The sequence below is a fragment of the Methylobacterium sp. Ger2507 genome, from assembly GCF_055231875.1.
The window spans coordinates 2,042,269-2,060,127 of record NZ_JBUYVC010000001.1; the positions used below are offsets into that span (position 1 = coordinate 2,042,269).

The window sequence follows — 17,859 nt, forward strand, 5'->3', positions numbered from 1 at the left end:
CCGCGCGACACTGACACGACAACCATAGGCGGACCATGGCGACGAAGGCAACGGAACGGGACGAAACGGATGCTGCTCCGGAGCAACAGACCGACGGGCCGCTTCTCGATCTGACGGATGCCTCCGTCAAGCGGATGGTGAAGCTCGCCAAGAAGCGCGGCTACATCACCTACGAGGAGATCAACGAGGTTCTGCCCGACGGCCAGTCCGATCCCGACCAGATCGAGGACGTGCTGTCCCAGCTGTCCGAGATGGGCATCAACGTCGTCGAGGCGGAAGAGACCGAGGAGACGACGGAGACCAAGGCCAGCGGCGAATCCGAGGACGAGGACGGCGCCGAGGGAACCGAGGTCGCCGAGATCGCGCCGACGAAGCCCGTCGCCCTGCGCGCCGAGACCACCAAGGAGCCGACCGACCGCACGGATGATCCCGTGCGGATGTACCTGCGCGAGATGGGTTCGGTCGAACTCCTGTCCCGCGAGGGCGAGATCGCCATCGCCAAGCGCATCGAGGCCGGTCGCGAGGCGATGATTGCCGGGCTCTGCGAGAGCCCGCTGACCTTCCAGGCCATCATCATCTGGCGCGACGAACTCGTCGACGGCCGGGTGCTCCTGCGCGAGATCATCGATCTCGAAGCCACCTATGCGGGACCCGACGCGAAGAACGCGATGGCGATCGCCGACGGCGCCGAGGAGACCGAAGAGGGCGAATCCGACGCTCCGACGCCGCCCGAGGGCGACGATGACGACGACATGGAGAACAACGTCTCCCTCGCCGCCATGGAGACCGAGATCAAGCCGCGCGTCCTCGAGACGTTCGACAACATCGCCAATAACTACCGTAAGCTGCGCAAGCTGCAGAATGAGCATGCCGAGCTCAAGGCCTCGGGTGGCACCCGCACCGATTCGCAGGAGCGCAAGCAGGACGAGCTGAAGGACGCCGTCGTCACCGACGTGAAGTCGCTCTCCCTCAATGCTAACCGCATCGAGGCCCTCGTCGAGCAGCTCTACGACATCAACAAGCGCCTCATCTCGCATGAGGGCCGGCTGATGCGTTACGCCGAGAGCCACGGCGTCGCCCGCGACGAGTTCCTGCGCCACTACCAGGGCTGGGAGCTTGATCCGAACTGGATGGAGCGCGTCGGCAGCCTCGGCGGCCGCGGCTGGAAGAATCTCGTCGAGAAGGGCTCGGGCGAGGTCGCCCGCCTGCGCGAGCAGATTCTGACCCTCGCCTCCGAGACGGGCCTGGAGATCGGCGAGTACCGCAAGATCGTCAACATGGTCCAGAAGGGCGAGCGCGAAGCCCGGCAGGCCAAGAAGGAGATGATCGAGGCGAACCTGCGCCTCGTGATCTCGATCGCCAAGAAGTACACCAACCGCGGCCTGCAGTTCCTGGACCTGATCCAGGAGGGCAATATCGGCCTGATGAAGGCGGTCGATAAGTTCGAGTATCGCCGCGGCTACAAGTTCTCCACCTACGCCACCTGGTGGATTCGTCAGGCGATCACCCGCTCGATCGCCGATCAGGCCCGCACCATCCGCATCCCGGTGCACATGATCGAGACGATCAACAAGATCGTCCGCACCTCGCGCCAGATGCTGCACGAGATCGGCCGCGAGCCGACGCCGGAGGAACTGGCCGAGAAGCTGGCCATGCCGTTGGAAAAGGTCCGCAAGGTCCTCAAGATCGCCAAGGAGCCGATCTCCCTCGAAACGCCCATCGGCGACGAGGAGGACAGCCACCTCGGCGACTTCATCGAGGACAAGAACGTCGTCCTGCCCATCGACGCGGCGATTCAGAGCAATCTTCGTGAGACGACGACACGTGTCCTCGCCTCGCTGACCCCGCGCGAAGAACGCGTGCTGCGCATGCGCTTCGGCATCGGCATGAACACCGATCACACCCTCGAAGAGGTCGGCCAGCAGTTCTCGGTGACCCGCGAGCGCATTCGTCAGATCGAGGCGAAGGCTCTGCGCAAGCTCAAGCACCCGAGCCGCTCGCGCAAGCTCCGCAGCTTTCTCGACAACTAGCGCCTCAAACCACCCGCAAGACCGTGTGCTGACGATCAATCTTGGGAGGGCCGGCGCTTCGGGGCGCCGGCCTTTTTCATTGGCGGACCTTTGGCCTTGCCCATCACATCTGCGCTGGTCCCGCCCGTCAGCTGTACGGTTGAAGGTGCCGGGTCCGCGCGATACTCACAAAAGGCGTCGGCGGCCGTTGCCGGATGCCGCCTCTCAACCCACCTTGGCCATATGCTCGATCGAGGCCCGCCCCAGCCTTCTCCCACCGCCGAAGCCGACGGCTCGGAGGCGGCCGACGTTCCCTTCGGCGCCCTCCAGCAATGCGTGGCCCTGCGCGACTGGCTGCTGAGCGAGGGGGCTCGGATGCCGAAGGCGGAGGACCTGCTCTCGGGTCTCGCCGAGCGCCTGATCCGCCTCGACGTGCCGGTCGACCGCGCCACCACCGCCATCGACGCGCTGCATTCCGAATATTCCGGCGTCGGCCGCTTCTGGACCCGCGAGACCGGTTCCACCGTCCGGCTGTTCCCGCACGGGGAAGCGTCCGACAAGGCCTATCGCGAGAGCCCGTTCCACCGGGTGCACGAGACCGGCGAATGGCTGATCCTCGACCTCGCCGAGACGCCGGACGACGCCTACGCGGTGATCCCGGACCTGAAGGCCGAGGGCTACCGGCACTACATCGTGGCGCCGCTGTTCTTCACCAACGGCACCCGCAACGGCATCTCCTTCGCCACCCGGTCCCCGGACGGGTTCCGCGACGAGGACGTGGCGATCATGCGCTTCGTCATGCCGACGCTCGCCGCCGTGATGGAGATGCGCAGCGTCAACAAGCAGCTCGACCACGTCCTGCGGATCTATGTCGGCGACGAGCCGCACAAGGCCATCCTTGGCGGCTCGATCCGTCGCGGCCATGTCCAGCGCATCCGCTCGGCGATCCTGTTCGCCGATATGCGGGACTACACCCGGATCTCGGCCGACATGACGCCGGAGGAGGCGGTCGACCTGCTGAACATCTTCTTCGACTGTCTTGTGCCCGCCATCGAGCGCGAGGGCGGAGAGGTCCTGAAATATCTCGGCGACGGCCTGCTGGCGATTTTTCGCGAGCCGGGGGACGATCTTGGGGGCGCGGCCAAGGGCGCACTCACCGCCTCGCAGAGCGCCATGGCGGCGCTCGCCGAGGCCAATTCGCTCGGTCACTTCGCCAACCCGGTCGCGGCCGGCATCGCCCTGCACCACGGCGAGGCCGCCTACGGCAATGTCGGCTCGGGCGCCCGCCTCGACTTCACCGTCATCGGCCGCGACGTGAACCTTGCGAGCCGTGTCGCCCGCCTGAATCGGACGCTCGGCGAGCCGATCCTGATGACGAAGCCGTTCGTCGATTTCCTCTGGGACATGCCGGAACCTCTCGGCGAACATGCCCTCGACGGGTTCGCCGAGCCGATGGGCGTCTATCGTCCGACGCGCCCGCCGGCGACCTGAGGCCACCCCGCGATCCGTCCTCTCTGCCAAGCCCTGCTGTTGGCCAAGCCCTGCTGTTGGCCAAGCCCTGCTGTTGGCCGAGTCGTGGCTGTCGCCAGTCGTGGCGCTGCCCGAGTGTTGGCATCGGCCATGACGGGGATTGACCCCGGCGGGCGGACGGCCCACATCAGGAGCGTTCCAGGGAGATCCCCGGCAAGGGGCTGAGAAACCGATGGCCGTCCGTTCGCGGATGGCAGCGCGGAAATCCTTCGAACCTGACCCGGTTCATACCGGCGTAGGGATTGGACCGCGGGTTTCTCATCAAGCCCGGCACGCTTCACCGCCTGAAGCTGCAGCCCCACCAATCTCGACGCCCGTTGCGGAGATTGCGTTGGACGTGACCCCGAAGGCTTGCCTCAACTTGCGACGGACACATGGCGCTGCGCCGCCCGTCGCCGTCCCTCCGGCGCGCAGCGACGTCGTCGTGGTCGGCGGGGGCCTGATCGGCCTCTCGGCCGCCTGGCGCCTGGCGCAGGGCGGTCGGTCCGTCACCGTCCTGGAGCGTGACACCGTCGGCGCCGGAGCGAGCCTGGCCGCCACCGGCATGCTCGCCCCTGCCGCGGAGCACGAGCCCGGCTCCGATCCGCTGCTGCCGCTCGCCCTCGAAAGCCTGTCGCGCTGGCCGGGATTTCGCGACGACCTTCAGGCCGCGTCCGGTCTCGACATCGATTACCGGCAGGAGGGCACCCTGGTGCTCGCCCTCGGCCGCGACGAGGTCGAGCGCCTGCGCTTCCGCCACGATCTCCAGAAACGCTCGGGCCTCGATGCGCGCTGGCTCACCGGCCCGGAGGTCCGCGCCCGCGAGCCGCGCTTGCGGCCGGCCGTCACCGCCGGTCTGTTCTGTCCGCACGATCATCAGGTCGATCCGAGTCGGGTGATGGCGGCCCTGGTGCAGGCCTGTCTCGGGGCAGGCGTCACCCTCGTGGAGGGCTGCCCGGTCGCGGCGCTCGACTGGAGCGCCGGCCGGGTCACGGGCGTGCGCCATGCGCACGGACTCACCCTCGCGGACACCATCGTGCTCGCGACCGGCGCCTGGAGCGGCGAGACCGGTCTGCTGCCTGATTCGCTCGCCCTGCCGGTCCGACCCCTGCGCGGCCAATCCCTGGCCCTGCGGACCACGGCCCGCACCGGAACCCTCGCCCATATGGTCTGGACCGAGCAGGTCCACATGGCGCCGAAGAGCGACGGTCACCTCATCGTCGGAGCGACGGTGGAGGATTGCGGCTTTGTCGCCGGTGTCACCGCCGGTGGCCTCTTTGCCCTGTTGGAGGGCGCCCGCCGCGTGCTGCCGGGTATCGAGGAGATGGCGGTCGAGGCGGTGTGGAGCGGATTCCGCCCGACTTCCGACGACGACGCCCCGATCATCGACGCGCTGGCGCCCGGGCTCGTCGTCGCCACCGGCCATCATCGCAACGGCTACCTGTTGGCTCCGGCCACCGCCGACGCGGTGGCGGCCCTGGTCGCCGACGGGACGCTTCCGGCTTACGCGCGCGACTTCGGGCTCGCCCGCTTCGCGATTCCTGAACCCGCGAGGGCCTTCGCGTGAGGCTCACCGTCAACGGACAGGCCCGCGACAGCGCCGCCGCCGATCTCGACGCCCTGTTCCGGGAGGAGGCCGAGGAAACCGGCCTCGACAGCCCGCAGGGCATCGCCATCGCGCTCAACGGCGCGGTGGTCCGGCGGCGCGATTGGGCCGCGACCCGGCTCGCCGAGGGCGACCGCGTCGAGATCGTCCGTGCCATGCAGGGAGGCTGAGGAATGACTGAACCCGCGAACGACACCGATGCGCTGGTGATCGGCGGCGTGAGCCTGGGCTCGCGCCTGTTTATCGGCACGGCCGGCTACCCGACCCAGAGCATCCTCTTCGAGGCGGTGGCGGCCTCCGGCGCCGAAGTGGTCACGGCCTCGATTCGCCGCGTCTCGCTGCAGGGACACGGATCGGACACCCTGCGCCGGCTGAAGGGGCACCGGTTCCTACCCAATACGGCCGGCTGCGAGACGGCGCGAGACGCGATCATGACCGCCGAACTCGCCCGCGAGGCGCTCGACACCACCTGGATCAAGGTCGAGGTCATCGGTGACCGCGAAACGCTGTATCCCGACGTCGCCGAATTGTTGGAGGCCTGCCGCCACCTGGTCGATGACGGGTTCACGGTGCTGCCCTATTGCAACGACGATCCGGTGGTGTGCCAGCGTCTCGCCGATCTCGGCTGCGCTGCCGTGATGCCGATGGGCTCGCTGATCGGTTCGGGCATGGGCGTGGCCAATCCCGCCAACCTGGAACTCATCTGCCGCCGCTCCCCCGTGCCGGTGATCGTCGATGCGGGCATCGGCACGGCCTCCGACGCCGTGATCGCCATGGAACTCGGGGCTGCGGGTTGCCTCCTCAACACCGCCGTGGCCAAGGCGGACGATCCCGTCCGCATGGCCCGCGCCATGCGCAGCGCCGTCCAGGCCGGCCGCGACGCGCATCTGGCCGGCCGCATTCCGAGGCGCGGCCGCGCCGAACCGTCCAGCCCGCAGCTCGGCCTCGTCGGCTCGTGAGCCGGTTCGGTTTGGGCGAGCCGTCCACCCGTTGCGCGCGTGGGCCAGCATGAGATCGCTGCCGGCATCGCTGCTGGCGGTAACGGAGCGCTCCTCCGTGGCGCCACCGGACCTCGCCGCCCGCCAACTCCTGGACACGCTCGAAGGCCTGATGCGGGGTGGTGTGCGCTGGGTCTGGTTCCGGGAGCGGGACTTGGCCCCGGACGAGCGTCGCGCACTGGCCCGCGACGTCGTCGACCTCGTCGGAGCCCGAGGCGGGTTCGTTTCGATCGGGGGTGATCCCGCCCTGGCGCTGGATCTCGGAGCCGAGGGCGTTCACCTGCCCGGCGGGGCAACTCCGGTCGATGTGGCGTCGGCACGCGAGCGTCTTCCGCACGGCTGCCTCGGAGTGTCGGCCCACAGCCTCGCCGAGGTCGAGGCTGCGGCGCGGGCAGGCGCCGATTATGTCACCCTGAGCCCAATCTTCGCGACCGCGAGCAAACCGGGCTACGGTCCGGCCCTCGGGCCGCAGGCGCTGGCGGCGGCGGCGCCGTTCGGCATCCCGGTGATCGCGCTCGGAGGCATCGCCCCCGACCGCGTCGGACTCTGCCGCGAGGCCGGGGCCGCCGGCATCGCGGTGATGGGCGGGCTGATGCGCAGCCCCGATCCCGAGGCGGAGGCGCGGGCCTACGGCGCGTCGCTCGATGTGCGATCCGGCCGCAGCCGATCGGGGAGAGGTTGAGCGATGTGGGGTCCGAACCGTTTCCTCGACCTGGTGCCGGTGCAGCATCCGATCATCCAGGCGCCGATGATCGGGCCGAAGCCGGCGCTCGCAGCCAGCGTCAGCGCGGCGGGCGGCCTGGGCTCCCTCGCCTGCGCGGCGATGACGCCTGACCTCGTGCGGACCGAAGTCGCGGCGCTGCGCGCGCGCTCCGAGCGGCCGTTCAATCTCAACTTCTTCTGCTACGTGCCGGAGGCGCCGGACGCCGCGCGCGAGGCGGCCTGGCGCAGCCGGCTCGAACCCTACTACGCGGAGTTCGGGCTCGACCCGGCCGCACCCATCGCCATGGCGCAACGCGCGCCCTTCGATGCGGCCATGCTGGCCGTCGTGGCGGATCTCAGGCCGCCGGTCGTCAGCTTCCATTTCGGCTTGCCGGAGCCGAGCCTCCTGTCACCCCTGCGGGCGCTCGGCTGCCGCATCCTCGCGTCGGCGACGACCGTGCGCGAGGCGCGCTGGCTCGCCGAGCGTGGAGTCGACGCCATCATCGCCCAGGGAGCCGAGGCGGGCGGCCATCGCGGCACGTTCCTCGGCGGTGATCCCGCGACGCAGGTCGGCACGATGGCGCTGGTGCCCCAGGTGGTCGATGCGGTCGCGGTCCCGGTCATCGCCGCCGGCGGGATCGCCGATGCGCGCGGGATCGCGGCGGCCTTCATGCTCGGCGCCTCGGCCGTCCAATTGGGGACCGCCTATCTCCTCACCCCGGAGGCGGGATTATCCGCTCCCCATCGCGACGCATTGCGCCGGGCGCGGGACGAGGACACCACGATCACCAACGTGCTGACAGGCAAGCCGGCGCGGGGCGTGATCAACCGTGCGATCCGTGAACTCGGGCCGCTTCGCGCGGACGCTCCCGTCTTCCCCGCAGCCGCCATCGGTTTGCAGCCCCTGCGGATCGAGGCCGAACGGCGCGGGTCGGGCGACTTCTCGCCGCTCTGGGCCGGTCAGGCCGGGCCGCTCGCCCGCGACATCGACGCCGGACGCCTGACTGTCGAGCTGGCAGAGCAGGCCCTGGCGCTTCTCCGACGGGCCTGACGTCCGATCATTTCGCCGTGGACGGCCCGTAGGGCGGCCGCGGGATCGCTCGGTGGGCCGCGCGCAGGGCCGCGGACCAACGCTCGCGCAGGTCGTGGAAGTAGCTTTCGCCGGCCTCGATCCGGTGGTTCACCTCGAGGTCGAGGGCGTTGCGGCGGGCGAGCGCGATGTCGATGGGCAGACCGACGCCGAGATTCGAGCGCATGGTCGAGTCCATCGAGACCAGCCCGACCTTGAGAGCGTCGTAGAGATCGGTCTCGTATTTCACCGCGCGGTCGAGGATGGGCTTGCCGTATTTGTGCTCGCCGATCTGCAGGAAGGGCGCATCGCCGCTGCATTCGATGAAGTTGCCGGCCGAATAGATCAGGTAGAGCTTCATCGGATCGGTGCCGATCTGGCCGCCGAACAGCAGCGAGACCGAGAAACGCAGGTTCGCCGCCTCGAAGCCGGCTTTCTCGATCTCCCGCACCCGGCGGATGGCGCGGCCGACGAGCTGGGCCGCCTGGAACATGGTCGGCGCCTCGACGAGCTTCATCGTCGGCTCGCCGGCATCGCCCTCGACGCCCTCGGACAGGAGGCTGAGAACCGATTGGGTAATCGAGAGATTGCCGGCGGAGGCCAGCATCATCACGCGCTCGCCCGGCACGTTGAAGTGGTGGAGCTTGCGATAGGTCGAGATGTCGTCGAGCCCGGCATTGGTCCGGGTGTCGGCGATCATCACAAGGCCCTCTTCCACGAGGACGCCGACACAATAGGTCATGATGCGATCTTTCCCGCGCGGCCGCCTGGAATCAGGACTGGACGCTGGCCTGTGCTTGCTCGACGCGGAGCGTCACGTCGAGGGTCTCTGTCCCACCACCGAGGCGGCTGCCGCGGATCGGGGCCGCGCCGAGATAGTCGAGGGCGACCGCCACGCGGATATGGGCCTCCGTGGTGGCGATACCGTGGGCCGCGTCGAAGCCGATCCAGCCCAGGCCCGGCACCAGGGATTCGGCCCAGGCATGGCCGGAGCCCTGATCCGCGTCGTCGTCGGCGTGGTGGAAGTAGCCCGACACGTAGCGCGTCGGAATTTCGAGGTGCCGCGCCGCCGCGATGAACAGGTGGGTGAGGTCCTGGCAGACGCCCTTCTCCTGGCTGAAGGCCTGCGCCGCATTGGTGCTGGCGCTGGCCGGACCCGGCACGAACGCGACCCGCGCGTGAACGGCGGCGAGCAGGCGATGCAGGCAGGGCAGGGGCGCCGGATCGCCGGCCGCCGCGATCTCGCGCGCGAAGTCCTGGATCGCGTCGTTGGCCAGGGCGAGATCGGAATCACGCAGGTAGAACACGTCCGGCAGCCGCTCGATGGTGCCGCGCACGATGCCGTGCATCTCGAGGGTGTCGACTTCGCCCGTCACCCGGATCGACAGGGCCTCGGCCGGCTCGTCCGCCGTGAACCAGTGCACCACGTTGCCGAAGCCGTCCTCGCGCTCGCTGACCCGGCCATCGACGGAGGGCTCGATGCGCCAGCGCCGCACGTACTGCCCGTCATGGTCGCGCGGGCGCAGGCGCAGGACCTGGATCAGGCCGCGAGCCGGCTGCTCGTAGGTGTAGTTGGTCTCGTGAAAGACGCGGATTCGCATGCAACGACCTTTGCGCGGCGTCGGGTTCGAGCCGGCCCTATACCAGATATTGCTCGATCACCGCGGCGCCGAGACGATTGTTCTCGACGATGAACTCCGTCACGAACTCATGGAGGCCCGACGAGAAGATGCGGTTGATGTTCTCGCCTTCGAGACGCGCCAGCGTGTTGCTGGCCAGGCGCTGGCTCGCGCCGCGCCGGCCATAGGCATCGGCGATGAGATCGAGATGCTCCACCAGCATGCCGTAGCAATTGGTGAAGGAGCGCGGCATCTGCCGGTTGAGAATCAGCAGGTCGGCCACCAGCAGGGGCTTCACGCTCTCCCGGTAGACCCAGTGATAGGCGTTGAAGGCCGAGACCTCGCGCAGGATCGTGGTCCACTGGAAGTAGTCGAGGCTGCCGCCGATCTTCTCCGTGGCGGGGAGCAGGATGCGGTACTTCACGTCGAGGATGCGGGCGGTGTTGTCGGCCCGCTCGATCGCGGTGCCGAGGCGCGTGAACCAATACGCGTCGTTGCGCAGCATGGTGCGGTAGGCCGAGCCGTCGAAGGCGAGGGAGACGCCCTTCACCCAGTCGAGAAAGCGGGTGAACTCGTCGCGATTGAGCTCGCGCCCCTCGTAGTTGCGCAACTCGAGCCAGGCCCCGTTGATCGCGTCCCACATCTCGGTGGTCAGCGCGGTACGCACGCTGCGGGCGTTCTCGCGCGCGGTCTCGATGCAGGAGCGGATCGAGGATGGGTTGTGCGGGCTGAACGCCAGGAAATCGCACACGGTGGCTTCCGTGACGCTGTCGTAGAGCGGCTTGAACACCTCCGGGTCGCCCGCCGATGCCAGGGCCGAGGCCCACTCGTTGGTCTCGCCGCCGCCATAGCTGGACGGCAGGGCGGCGAGGCGCAGGGCCGCATCGAGGATGCGGGCCACGAACTCCGCCCGCTCGGCGTAGCGCGAGAGCCAGTACAGGTTGTCGGCGGTCCGGGACAGCATGGGGTTCCATCGGGACGTCGGCCGGCGTCGGATCACGCAGGCCGCAGGGCGGGGAGGACTATGCGGGTGGGGGCACCGCGTTGAAAAGGCGTCCGACGCGAAACGTCGTGTCGGACGCCCGTCGATGTCTCAGGCGTCGAGGACCCAGGTGTCCTTGGTGCCGCCGCCCTGGCTCGAATTGACCACCAGCGAGCCCTCCTTGAGCGCGACCCGGGTGAGGCCGCCGGGCACGATGCGGATCTCGTCCGAGCCGCACAGGACGAACGGGCGCAGATCCACGTGCCGGGGCGCCACGCCGGAGGCGACGAAGGTCGGGCAGGTGGAAAGCGCCAGGGTCGGCTGGGCGATGAAGCCGTCCGGCGCGTGTTTCAGCTTGCGCCCGAACTCCTCGATCTCGCGCTTGGTGGCGTGCGGCCCGACCAGCATGCCGTAGCCGCCCGACCCGTTGACCTCCTTCACGACGAGTTCGGAAAGGTTGTCCATCACGTAGGCGAAGGCCTCCTTCTCGCGGCAGCGATAGGTCGGCACGTTGTGCAGGATCGGCTCCTCGCCGGTGAAGAACTTCACGATCTCCGGCATGTAGCTGTAGACCGCCTTGTCGTCGGCGATGCCGGTGCCGACTGCGTTGGCCAGCGTCACCGTCCCGCGCTCGTAAGCGTTCATGATGCCCGGAACGCCGAGGACGGAATCCGGGCGGAACACCAGCGGGTCGAGGAAGTCGTCGTCGAGGCGGCGATAGAGCACGTCGACCCGGCGCGGACCCTCCGTGGTGCGCATGTAGACGACATCGTCCTTGGTGAAGAGGTCGGAGGCCTCCACCAGATCGACGCCGAGTTTGTCGGCGAGGAACGAGTGTTCGTAGAAGGCCGAGTTGTAGCGGCCGGGGGTGAGCAGGGCGACGGTGGGATCGCGGGTCGCCGTCGAGGGCGCCAGGCTCCGCAGGGTCGCCAGCAAGGCGTCGGGATAGTTCTCGACCGGGGCGACCCGGTGGCGGGAGAACAGCTCGGGGAACAGCCGCAGCATCACCTCGCGGTTTTCCAGCATGTAGGACACGCCGGACGGGGTCCGGGCATTGTCCTCCAGCACGAAGAAGTCGTTCTCGCCGGTACGGACGATGTCGATGCCGGCGATGTGGACGTAGAGGTCGTGCGGCACCCGGAAGGCGCGCATCTCCATGCGGTAATGCGGATTGCGGTAGACGAGGTCGGCCGGGATCACGCCGGCCTTGATGCATTCCTGGGCGCCGTAGATGTCCTTCAGGAAGGCGTTGATCGCGGTGACGCGCTGCTTCAGCCCGCGTTCCAGGAAGCTCCATTCCGGCTTGGTGATCACCCGCGGGATGATGTCGAACGGGATCAGGCGCTCGGTGGATTCGTTCGCCCCGTAGACCGCGAAGGTGATGCCGATGCGCCGGAACAGCATCTCGGCCTGGCTGCGGCGCGTGTTGAAATGCTCGGGCGGCGTGGTGTCGAGCCAGTGTTTCAGGCTGTCGTAGGCTTCGCGCACGGCGGGGTTGCTCAGCGCCCCGTCGGGCAGCCCGGTCATCTCGTCGAATGCAGCGAGCGCCATTCGCGTCTCCCCCTTGAACACCGTCTAGCTAGGCAAGACACGCGCCAGCGATCGGACATCGGCCCCGAAGGTACCGCCCTGGCGTGTACGGTAGCACGTTCAGATCAACTTCAAGCCCTTGAAGCTCGCGTGTCCGTCGCGACCCAGGATAATGTGATCGTGGATGACGATGCCGAGGGGATCGAGCACTCCCAGGATCTCGCGGGTCATGCGGATGTCGGCGGCCGAGGGCGTCGGATCGCCGGACGGGTGGTTGTGGGCCAGGATGATCGCCGTCGCCGAGAGTTCGAGGGCGCGGCGCGCGACTTCCCGCGGATAGACCGGAGTGTGATCCACGGTGCCGCGACCCTGAACCTCGTCGGCGATGAGGTGGTTGCGGCGGTCGAGGAACAGGATGCGGAACTGCTCGCGCGGGGCGAAGGCCATGGTGGCGCGGCAATAGTCCAGCACGGCGCTCCAGGAGGAGAGCAGCGGCCGATCGGCGATGGCGCCGCGCGCCAGCCGGTGACCTGCCGCTTCGATGAGCTTCAGGTCGGCGATGACCCCGGCGCCGATGCCTTCAATTTCAGCAAGTCGGGCGGGTTCGGCGCTCACCACCTCGGCGAAGCTGCCGAAGCGCCGGATCAGGGCCTTGGCCAGGGGCTTCACGTCCCGGCGCGGAATCGCCCGGAACAGCGCCAACTCGAGCAGTTCGTAATCCGGCAGGGCGTCGGCCCCGCCCTGGGCGAAGCGCGCCCGCAAGCGGTCGCGGTGCCCGAGGTAGTGGGGCTCCGCCGGGCCGCTGCCGGCCTCCTCCGGCCCGCCCTCCGGTCGTCGGTCAGGTCTGGGAGGCGGCCGGTCCGTCACGGCGTCGCGGTCAGGCGGCGGTGGGCGCGGGCTGGTGCAGTCCCTTGGGCGACAGGGTGAAGATCTCCGCCCCCGTCTCCGTCACCGCCACCGTGTGCTCGAACTGCGCCGAGAGCGAACGGTCGCGCGTCACCGCCGTCCAGCCATCGGAGAGCACCTTCACCGCCGGGCGGCCGAGATTGATCATCGGCTCCACGGTGAAGAACTGGCCGGGCTGGAACTTCACGTCGTAGCTCGGCTCGACGTAGTGCAGGATGGTCGGGGCATCGTGGTAGGTGCGCCCGAGGCCGTGGCCGCAGAAGTCGCGTACCACGGAACAGCGCTCCGATTCGGCATAGGCCTGGATCGCCCGGCCGATATCGGTGGTCGAACCCCCGGGCTTGATCGCCGCGATGCCGCGCATCAGGCATTCGTGGGTGATCTCGCACAGGCGCTGGGCGCGGCGTGGCACCTCGCCGACATACGCCATGCGGCTCGAATCGCCGTGCCAGCCGTCGACGATGAGGCAGATGTCGAGATTGACGATGTCGCCCTCGCGCAGGGGCTTGTCGTTTGGGATGCCGTGGCAGACGACGTGGTTGATCGAGGTGCAGATCGACTTCGGATAGCCGCGATAGAGCAGGGAGGCCGGGTAGGCGCCGTGGTCCATGGCGAAGGTGTAGGCGAGCTTGTCGAGATGTTCGGTGGTGACGCCGGGGGCGGTCGCCTCCATCAGCACGTCGAGGGCTTCCGCGGTGAGCCGGCCGGCCTTGCGCATACCCTCGAACCCCTCCGGGCCATGGATCGGCGGCTGGGGCGCCCGCCGTCCGCTTTCGGAGACGGCCTGTTCGTTCTGGATCATGGAAAATTTCGCGAAGCGGTCCGGGGCTGGCTCGACCCCTATGTACGGTGAGGTCGGCGCGAGGCCAACCCTTGCTCCGTTTTCACGCGGCTCGCGCCGTCCGCACTAGGCTTGCGCCGGGCGAGCGGCTAGAGACGGATCTCGGCAGACCCCACGACACGGATGCCCGATCGGGACGATGGCCCGGCGGGCCGGCAGGCAGGACGAGGCGATGGCTGACAAGGCGGTGCCGCATTTCCACAACGAGCCCGGCGTGGCCGTGATCCATGTCGGCTCGAAGGAGTTCATGTGCATCGGGGCCAAGCCCCCGTTCGACCATCCGCACATCTTCCTCGACATGGGCGCCGAGGACGAGATTATCTGTCAGTATTGCTCGACGCTGTACCGCTACCGCCCGACCCTGGCCGCCGGCAACGCCGACCCCGCCATCTGCGTGTGGGACGACCGGACCCCGGCCGCCGCCTGACCGGGCGGATCGGCTCCGTGCCGGGCGACTTCGTGCCAGCATTAAGCATCGCCATCGTGGGGGCGGGGATCGGCGGCCTCACGGCGGCGCTGACCCTCGACGCCGCCGGCCACGCCGTGACCCTGATCGAGCGCCGGACCGGCTTCAGCGAGGTCGGCGCCGGCATTCAGATTTCGCCGAACGCCAGCCGGGTGCTGATCGGGCTCGGGCTCGGGCCGGCCCTGCGCCGGGCGGCGAGCGAGCCCCCAGGGGTCGTGGTGCGGGCGCTGGCCTCCGGCCACGTCATCGGCGGCGTCGCCTTGGGCGCCAGCCTGCGCGAGCAGTTCGGCGCGCCCTACTATGTGATCCACCGGGCCGACCTGCAGACCCTGCTCCTCGACGCTGTGCGCGGGCGCCCCAACATCCGCCTCCTGGTCGGACGCGACGTCACCGCCCTCGCCGAACGGCCGGACGGCATCGACCTCACCCTGGAGAGCGCGAGCGGGTCGCGCAGCGAAACCTTCCCGGCCGATCTCGTCATCGGCGCCGACGGGGTCCGGTCCCGCCTGCGCGGGCATCTCGACGGCCACCGCCTGCGCTCCAGCCGCGCGGCGGCGTGGCGGGCGATCGTGCCGCGCGAGGCCTTCCCGTCCGAGCTCGACGGGGAGTCGACGGGTTTGTGGCTCGGGCCGGCGCGGCACGTGGTGCATTACCCGATCCGGGGCGGCCAGCACGTCAACGTGGTGGCGGTCATCCCGGAGCGGACCGGCAGCCAGGGCTGGGGACAGCTCGGCGAGCCCGCCGTGCTGCGCGCCCGGTTTCGCGACGCGGCGGCGCCGCTCGCGGCCCTCCTGGCGGTGCCGGATTCCTGGCTGGTCTGGTCCCTCGAGGACCGCGACACGTCGCGGCCGATGGCCCGCGGCCGCCTCGCCCTCCTGGGCGATGCCGCCCACCCGATCCTGCCGTTCTTGGCCCAGGGCGCGGCGCTGGCGATCGAGGATGCGGCGACCCTGGCCAGGGTCCTCGACCCCCGCGAAGGCCCGCTCGATCCCGGCGCGGCGCTGGCGCGCTACAGCCGCCTGCGCACGGCCCGGGTCCGCCGGGTCCGCCGCGCCGCCCGCGCCAACGGCCGCACCTACCATGCCGGCGCCCTGGTGGCGCCGATCCGCAACGCCGTGATGCGCCGCCTCGGCCCCGAAGGCATGAACCGCCGCTACGCCTGGCTCTACGGCTGGACGCCCTGATCCGGCCCGTCCGGACGGGACGTCTTGATCTCCGGATGCGGCCCCGCTACCGCTGATCCGGGTATGCGGACGTGGCGAAACCGGTAGACGCACGAGACTTAAAATCTTGCGGCTGAAAGGCTGTGCGGGTTCGAGTCCCGCCGTCCGCACCAACCCATCATCGTCCGAACGGCCGCGACGACAAACGCGTCGAAAATCTCAAAAGCTGTAGCCGACCCTGAGTCGCATCTGGTGGCGGTCGAAGTTTGTCAGGTCGAGGGGGCCGGGCTCGGTGACGGCGGTTCCGGCCACCTGGAAACTCCAGGTGACGGAGGCCCAGGCATGGGGGGAGAGCGTCGTGTAGAGGGTCGGCCCGAGATAGACGGCTTGGCCGGCGAGGCGACCGAGGGTCAGCCCGTCATAGGTGCGCGCGTATCGCGCTTCTCCGCCGACGAACAGGCCGGGGCGAACCTGGTAGGCGAGGGCGCCTGCCCATTCGGTGCCCGAGGCGAGCGCGAGGTCGTCGCCCGCGCCGAGCCGCGTCGACGCGAAGGCGACGGTGGCGTTGAGGGCGGCGACGAGCCGGCCCGGGATCAATTCGTAATCCGCCAGCAACCCGATTTCGGTGCCGACGCTGCGGGCCCTCGCTCCGGACCCGCTGTCGACGGCGCTATAGCTGGGGACGATGTTGAGGGTGAGCCCGAACGGGCCGGTCCGGCGGTCGAGGAGGCGCAGGCGGGTTTCCAGGAAGGCGCCCGCCGGGCCGCCGCTCAGCCGCGCCGGATGTCCCGGCACGTCGATCTCGTAGGCATTGAAGGTGATGCCGGGGGCGAGCCGGACATTGCTCGTCAGGGGCACCTTCAGCGCCAATCCGCTGTCGATGGCAACGAACCGCCCGAGACGCTTGCCCAGACGCCCGGAGGTTTCCCATTCCAGCTCCGCCTCGCCGGGGACGCCGAGGTCGCTGCCCTCGGTGAAGCCGAACAGGTGCTCGCTGTCGAGGTCGCCGGGGGTGAGGTTTTCCGCGGCCGTCGGAAGGGCCTGGGCCTGGGCGCCGGATGGAAGAAGCGCCTGTCCGCCGGCCAGCGAAACGGCCGCCCATAGCGCGGCGAATGCCGAGCGCGCCTTCGGAACCTCCCAACCCTGCATGGTCACCCCTCATATTATAGCCAGTGCTATATGAGTTAGGATGAGCGGTGTGATTAAGTCAATGCTGTCCGGCGCTGCCGAACCGTGCGCGATCGGCCCCCCCGAGGCCGGCAGGATGGATCAGCCGGAGGGTCGATGACCGGACCTGACTCGACCGAGCCGGCTGCGTCGGGGGGCGGAGCAGGGCGCGGCTCGGGATGCCGCGCTTAGCGTCGCTTCCGCCAGAGATAGGCGAGCGCCGCCGCGACACCCAACACGGCCGCGCCGATCACCAGCGGCGAGGCTCCCGGTTGGCGGCGTTGGTCCCGGTCGATTCCCGGCCCGAGAATCCATGCGAGGGAGCGCCGCAGTTCCGCCGGCGCGTCCCGGTCGAACCATTGCCCGTGCGCGAAGATGACCCTGTCCGGGTGGAAGGCCACCAAGCGCTGCGCCGCATTCAGGACGGCCTGGTGATTGGTGCGCAACAGGAGGCGGAGGTAGAGCGGCGCCTTGCCGTCCGGTGCGACGATCCCGAGGAGGCGCGCGACCGGGCGCATGATCACCGGCAGGAGGTCGCCCTCCAGGTTGATGACGAGATCGGTGAGAAGCAGCGTCCGGCTCGGCCGATGGAACAGGCAGATTTCCCGGAACACCGGCCCGGTGATCAGCACTTGGTCGATCTCCTCGGACCAGACCCGCGGCGACCGGTCCGTCAGCTCCGCATCGATCCGGACACCCGAGCGGCGCACCTGTCCCCGATCCTCGAGTCCCGGCACCGCCCAGGTGATCGCGTTGGGGCAGGCGCCCTGCCAGTCCCGCAGGAACATCCAGTGCCCCACGCTCGGCGCCAGCAGGTGGCCGATGCGTCCCAGCCGCTCCAGGGCGCGCTGAAGCTCCGGGCGGTACGGGACCGGCGAATGCAGAAGCAGCTCGCCGCCGGCCAGCCGCAGCACCGTCATGCGGATCGGCAGCGGCAGGCCGCCCGCATGGATCGGCGCCGCATCGACGATCCAGACACCATCGGTGACCGGCTTCGGAATGTTCAGGGGCGGATAGCTGATGTCCTGAGCATCCTGGATCTCTCGGGTGTCATGATACTCGTGGGCCAAGCGCTCGAACTCCCTCGCGGATGTGGTCGCCTGGGAGAACGCGAAGCCGCAACCCCGGGGTCCCTGCGCCGAATCGCGGGGGCGGTTTTCGGGCCGTCTCGCGAATGCCCGTCCCTCACCACCGGACCGCGACAGGGCCGGTCCCGATGCACGCATCGGTTCCGTCCGGTGCTCCGGGCGTGACGGAATTCACCGATCTGTCTCGTCGTTCGCCGGCGTGGC

At 69.2% G+C, this 17,859-nt stretch carries 17 protein-coding genes, 1 tRNA gene and 1 riboswitch; of the genes, 10 read left to right on the forward strand and 8 right to left on the reverse strand.

Annotated elements, in window-relative coordinates; all coding sequences use genetic code 11:
- Positions 1–35: 35 nt before the first annotated feature.
- From rpoD to ACV7NL_RS09520, 7 genes are all read left to right on the forward strand, one after another.
- On the forward strand, positions 36–2,030 hold the full coding sequence (gene rpoD, locus ACV7NL_RS09490; RefSeq protein ID WP_247635345.1) for an RNA polymerase sigma factor RpoD: 1,995 nt from the start codon (positions 36–38) through the stop codon (positions 2,028–2,030).
- A gap of 222 nt (positions 2,031–2,252) precedes the next feature.
- Positions 2,253–3,500, forward strand: coding sequence for an adenylate/guanylate cyclase domain-containing protein (locus ACV7NL_RS09495; protein WP_463355513.1), 1,248 nt, complete (start codon positions 2,253–2,255; stop codon positions 3,498–3,500).
- Positions 3,501–3,670: 170 nt separating this feature from the next.
- A riboswitch (TPP riboswitch) is annotated at positions 3,671–3,799 on the forward strand.
- A gap of 101 nt (positions 3,800–3,900) precedes the next feature.
- Positions 3,901–5,085, forward strand: coding sequence for a glycine oxidase ThiO (gene thiO, locus ACV7NL_RS09500; protein WP_463357092.1), 1,185 nt, complete (start codon positions 3,901–3,903; stop codon positions 5,083–5,085).
- Positions 5,082–5,294, forward strand: coding sequence for a sulfur carrier protein ThiS (gene thiS, locus ACV7NL_RS09505; RefSeq protein ID WP_056189952.1), 213 nt, complete (start codon positions 5,082–5,084; stop codon positions 5,292–5,294). Before thiO ends, thiS begins: the two co-directional genes overlap by 4 nt.
- Before the next feature lie 3 nt (positions 5,295–5,297).
- The gene (gene thiG, locus ACV7NL_RS09510) at positions 5,298–6,083 is read left to right on the forward strand and encodes a thiazole synthase (RefSeq protein WP_056189954.1); all 786 of its coding nucleotides are present in this window, start codon (positions 5,298–5,300) and stop codon (positions 6,081–6,083) included.
- Between the two features lie 49 nt (positions 6,084–6,132).
- A complete protein-coding gene (locus tag ACV7NL_RS09515) occupies positions 6,133–6,804 on the forward strand; it encodes a thiamine phosphate synthase (protein ID WP_463355514.1) in 672 nt (223 codons plus the stop codon).
- Positions 6,805–6,807: 3 nt separating this feature from the next.
- Entirely contained in the window at positions 6,808–7,875 is a 1,068-nt protein-coding gene (locus tag ACV7NL_RS09520) for an NAD(P)H-dependent flavin oxidoreductase (protein WP_463355515.1), read from the forward strand.
- 7 nt (positions 7,876–7,882) lie between these two features.
- Here the strand turns inward: ACV7NL_RS09520 and ACV7NL_RS09525 are convergent, their stop codons facing one another.
- From ACV7NL_RS09525 to map, 6 genes are all read right to left on the reverse strand, one after another.
- Positions 7,883–8,635 (reverse strand): proteasome-type protease, encoded by a 753-nt coding sequence (locus ACV7NL_RS09525; protein WP_056189963.1) that lies wholly within the window; start codon positions 8,633–8,635, stop codon positions 7,883–7,885.
- Positions 8,636–8,666: 31 nt separating this feature from the next.
- Entirely contained in the window at positions 8,667–9,494 is an 828-nt protein-coding gene (locus tag ACV7NL_RS09530) for a transglutaminase family protein (protein ID WP_463355516.1), read from the reverse strand.
- Between the two features lie 37 nt (positions 9,495–9,531).
- Complete coding sequence (locus ACV7NL_RS09535; RefSeq protein WP_056189969.1) at positions 9,532–10,476, reverse strand: alpha-E domain-containing protein; 945 nt, start codon at positions 10,474–10,476, stop codon at positions 9,532–9,534.
- Positions 10,477–10,605: 129 nt separating this feature from the next.
- Complete coding sequence (locus ACV7NL_RS09540; protein ID WP_056189972.1) at positions 10,606–12,045, reverse strand: circularly permuted type 2 ATP-grasp protein; 1,440 nt, start codon at positions 12,043–12,045, stop codon at positions 10,606–10,608.
- Between the two features lie 99 nt (positions 12,046–12,144).
- Entirely contained in the window at positions 12,145–12,891 is a 747-nt protein-coding gene (radC, locus tag ACV7NL_RS09545; protein ID WP_463355517.1) for a RadC family protein, read from the reverse strand.
- 10 nt (positions 12,892–12,901) lie between these two features.
- Positions 12,902–13,732, reverse strand: a complete 831-nt coding sequence (map, locus tag ACV7NL_RS09550) for a type I methionyl aminopeptidase (RefSeq protein ID WP_463355518.1) — start codon at positions 13,730–13,732, stop codon at positions 12,902–12,904.
- Positions 13,733–13,943: 211 nt separating this feature from the next.
- On the opposite strand from map, the gene ACV7NL_RS09555 reads away from it, so the two are divergent.
- The 3 genes from ACV7NL_RS09555 to ACV7NL_RS09565 all read left to right on the forward strand — a co-directional run bounded on the left by ACV7NL_RS09555 (position 13,944) and on the right by ACV7NL_RS09565 (position 15,573).
- Positions 13,944–14,198 (forward strand): zinc-finger domain-containing protein, encoded by a 255-nt coding sequence (locus ACV7NL_RS09555; RefSeq protein ID WP_056190104.1) that lies wholly within the window; start codon positions 13,944–13,946, stop codon positions 14,196–14,198.
- 32 nt (positions 14,199–14,230) lie between these two features.
- A complete protein-coding gene (locus ACV7NL_RS09560; protein ID WP_463357093.1) occupies positions 14,231–15,421 on the forward strand; it encodes an FAD-dependent monooxygenase in 1,191 nt (396 codons plus the stop codon).
- Between the two features lie 65 nt (positions 15,422–15,486).
- Positions 15,487–15,573 (forward strand) — tRNA-Leu (locus tag ACV7NL_RS09565).
- A gap of 46 nt (positions 15,574–15,619) precedes the next feature.
- Here the strand turns inward: ACV7NL_RS09565 and ACV7NL_RS09570 are convergent.
- Together ACV7NL_RS09570 and ACV7NL_RS09575 are read right to left on the reverse strand one after the other, a co-directional pair.
- On the reverse strand, positions 15,620–16,549 hold the full coding sequence (locus tag ACV7NL_RS09570; RefSeq protein WP_463355519.1) for a hypothetical protein: 930 nt from the start codon (positions 16,547–16,549) through the stop codon (positions 15,620–15,622).
- Positions 16,550–16,755: 206 nt separating this feature from the next.
- Complete coding sequence (locus ACV7NL_RS09575) at positions 16,756–17,637, reverse strand: DUF4336 domain-containing protein (protein ID WP_463355520.1); 882 nt, start codon at positions 17,635–17,637, stop codon at positions 16,756–16,758.
- Positions 17,638–17,859: the final 222 nt, after the last annotated feature.

Coding starts and splice junctions, on each gene's coding strand:
- rpoD (WP_247635345.1), top strand. CDS start 36: ATGGCGACGAAGGCAACGGAACGGGACGAAACGGATGCTGCTCCGGAG.
- ACV7NL_RS09495 (WP_463355513.1), top strand. CDS start 2,253: ATGCTCGATCGAGGCCCGCCCCAGCCTTCTCCCACCGCCGAAGCCGAC.
- thiG (WP_056189954.1), top strand. CDS start 5,298: ATGACTGAACCCGCGAACGACACCGATGCGCTGGTGATCGGCGGCGTG.
- ACV7NL_RS09515 (WP_463355514.1), top strand. CDS start 6,133: ATGAGATCGCTGCCGGCATCGCTGCTGGCGGTAACGGAGCGCTCCTCC.
- ACV7NL_RS09520 (WP_463355515.1), top strand. CDS start 6,808: ATGTGGGGTCCGAACCGTTTCCTCGACCTGGTGCCGGTGCAGCATCCG.
- ACV7NL_RS09525 (WP_056189963.1), bottom strand. CDS start 8,635: ATGACCTATTGTGTCGGCGTCCTCGTGGAAGAGGGCCTTGTGATGATC.
- ACV7NL_RS09530 (WP_463355516.1), bottom strand. CDS start 9,494: ATGCGAATCCGCGTCTTTCACGAGACCAACTACACCTACGAGCAGCCG.
- ACV7NL_RS09535 (WP_056189969.1), bottom strand. CDS start 10,476: ATGCTGTCCCGGACCGCCGACAACCTGTACTGGCTCTCGCGCTACGCC.
- ACV7NL_RS09540 (WP_056189972.1), bottom strand. CDS start 12,045: ATGGCGCTCGCTGCATTCGACGAGATGACCGGGCTGCCCGACGGGGCG.
- map (WP_463355518.1), bottom strand. CDS start 13,732: ATGATCCAGAACGAACAGGCCGTCTCCGAAAGCGGACGGCGGGCGCCC.
- ACV7NL_RS09555 (WP_056190104.1), top strand. CDS start 13,944: ATGGCTGACAAGGCGGTGCCGCATTTCCACAACGAGCCCGGCGTGGCC.
- ACV7NL_RS09570 (WP_463355519.1), bottom strand. CDS start 16,549: ATGCAGGGTTGGGAGGTTCCGAAGGCGCGCTCGGCATTCGCCGCGCTA.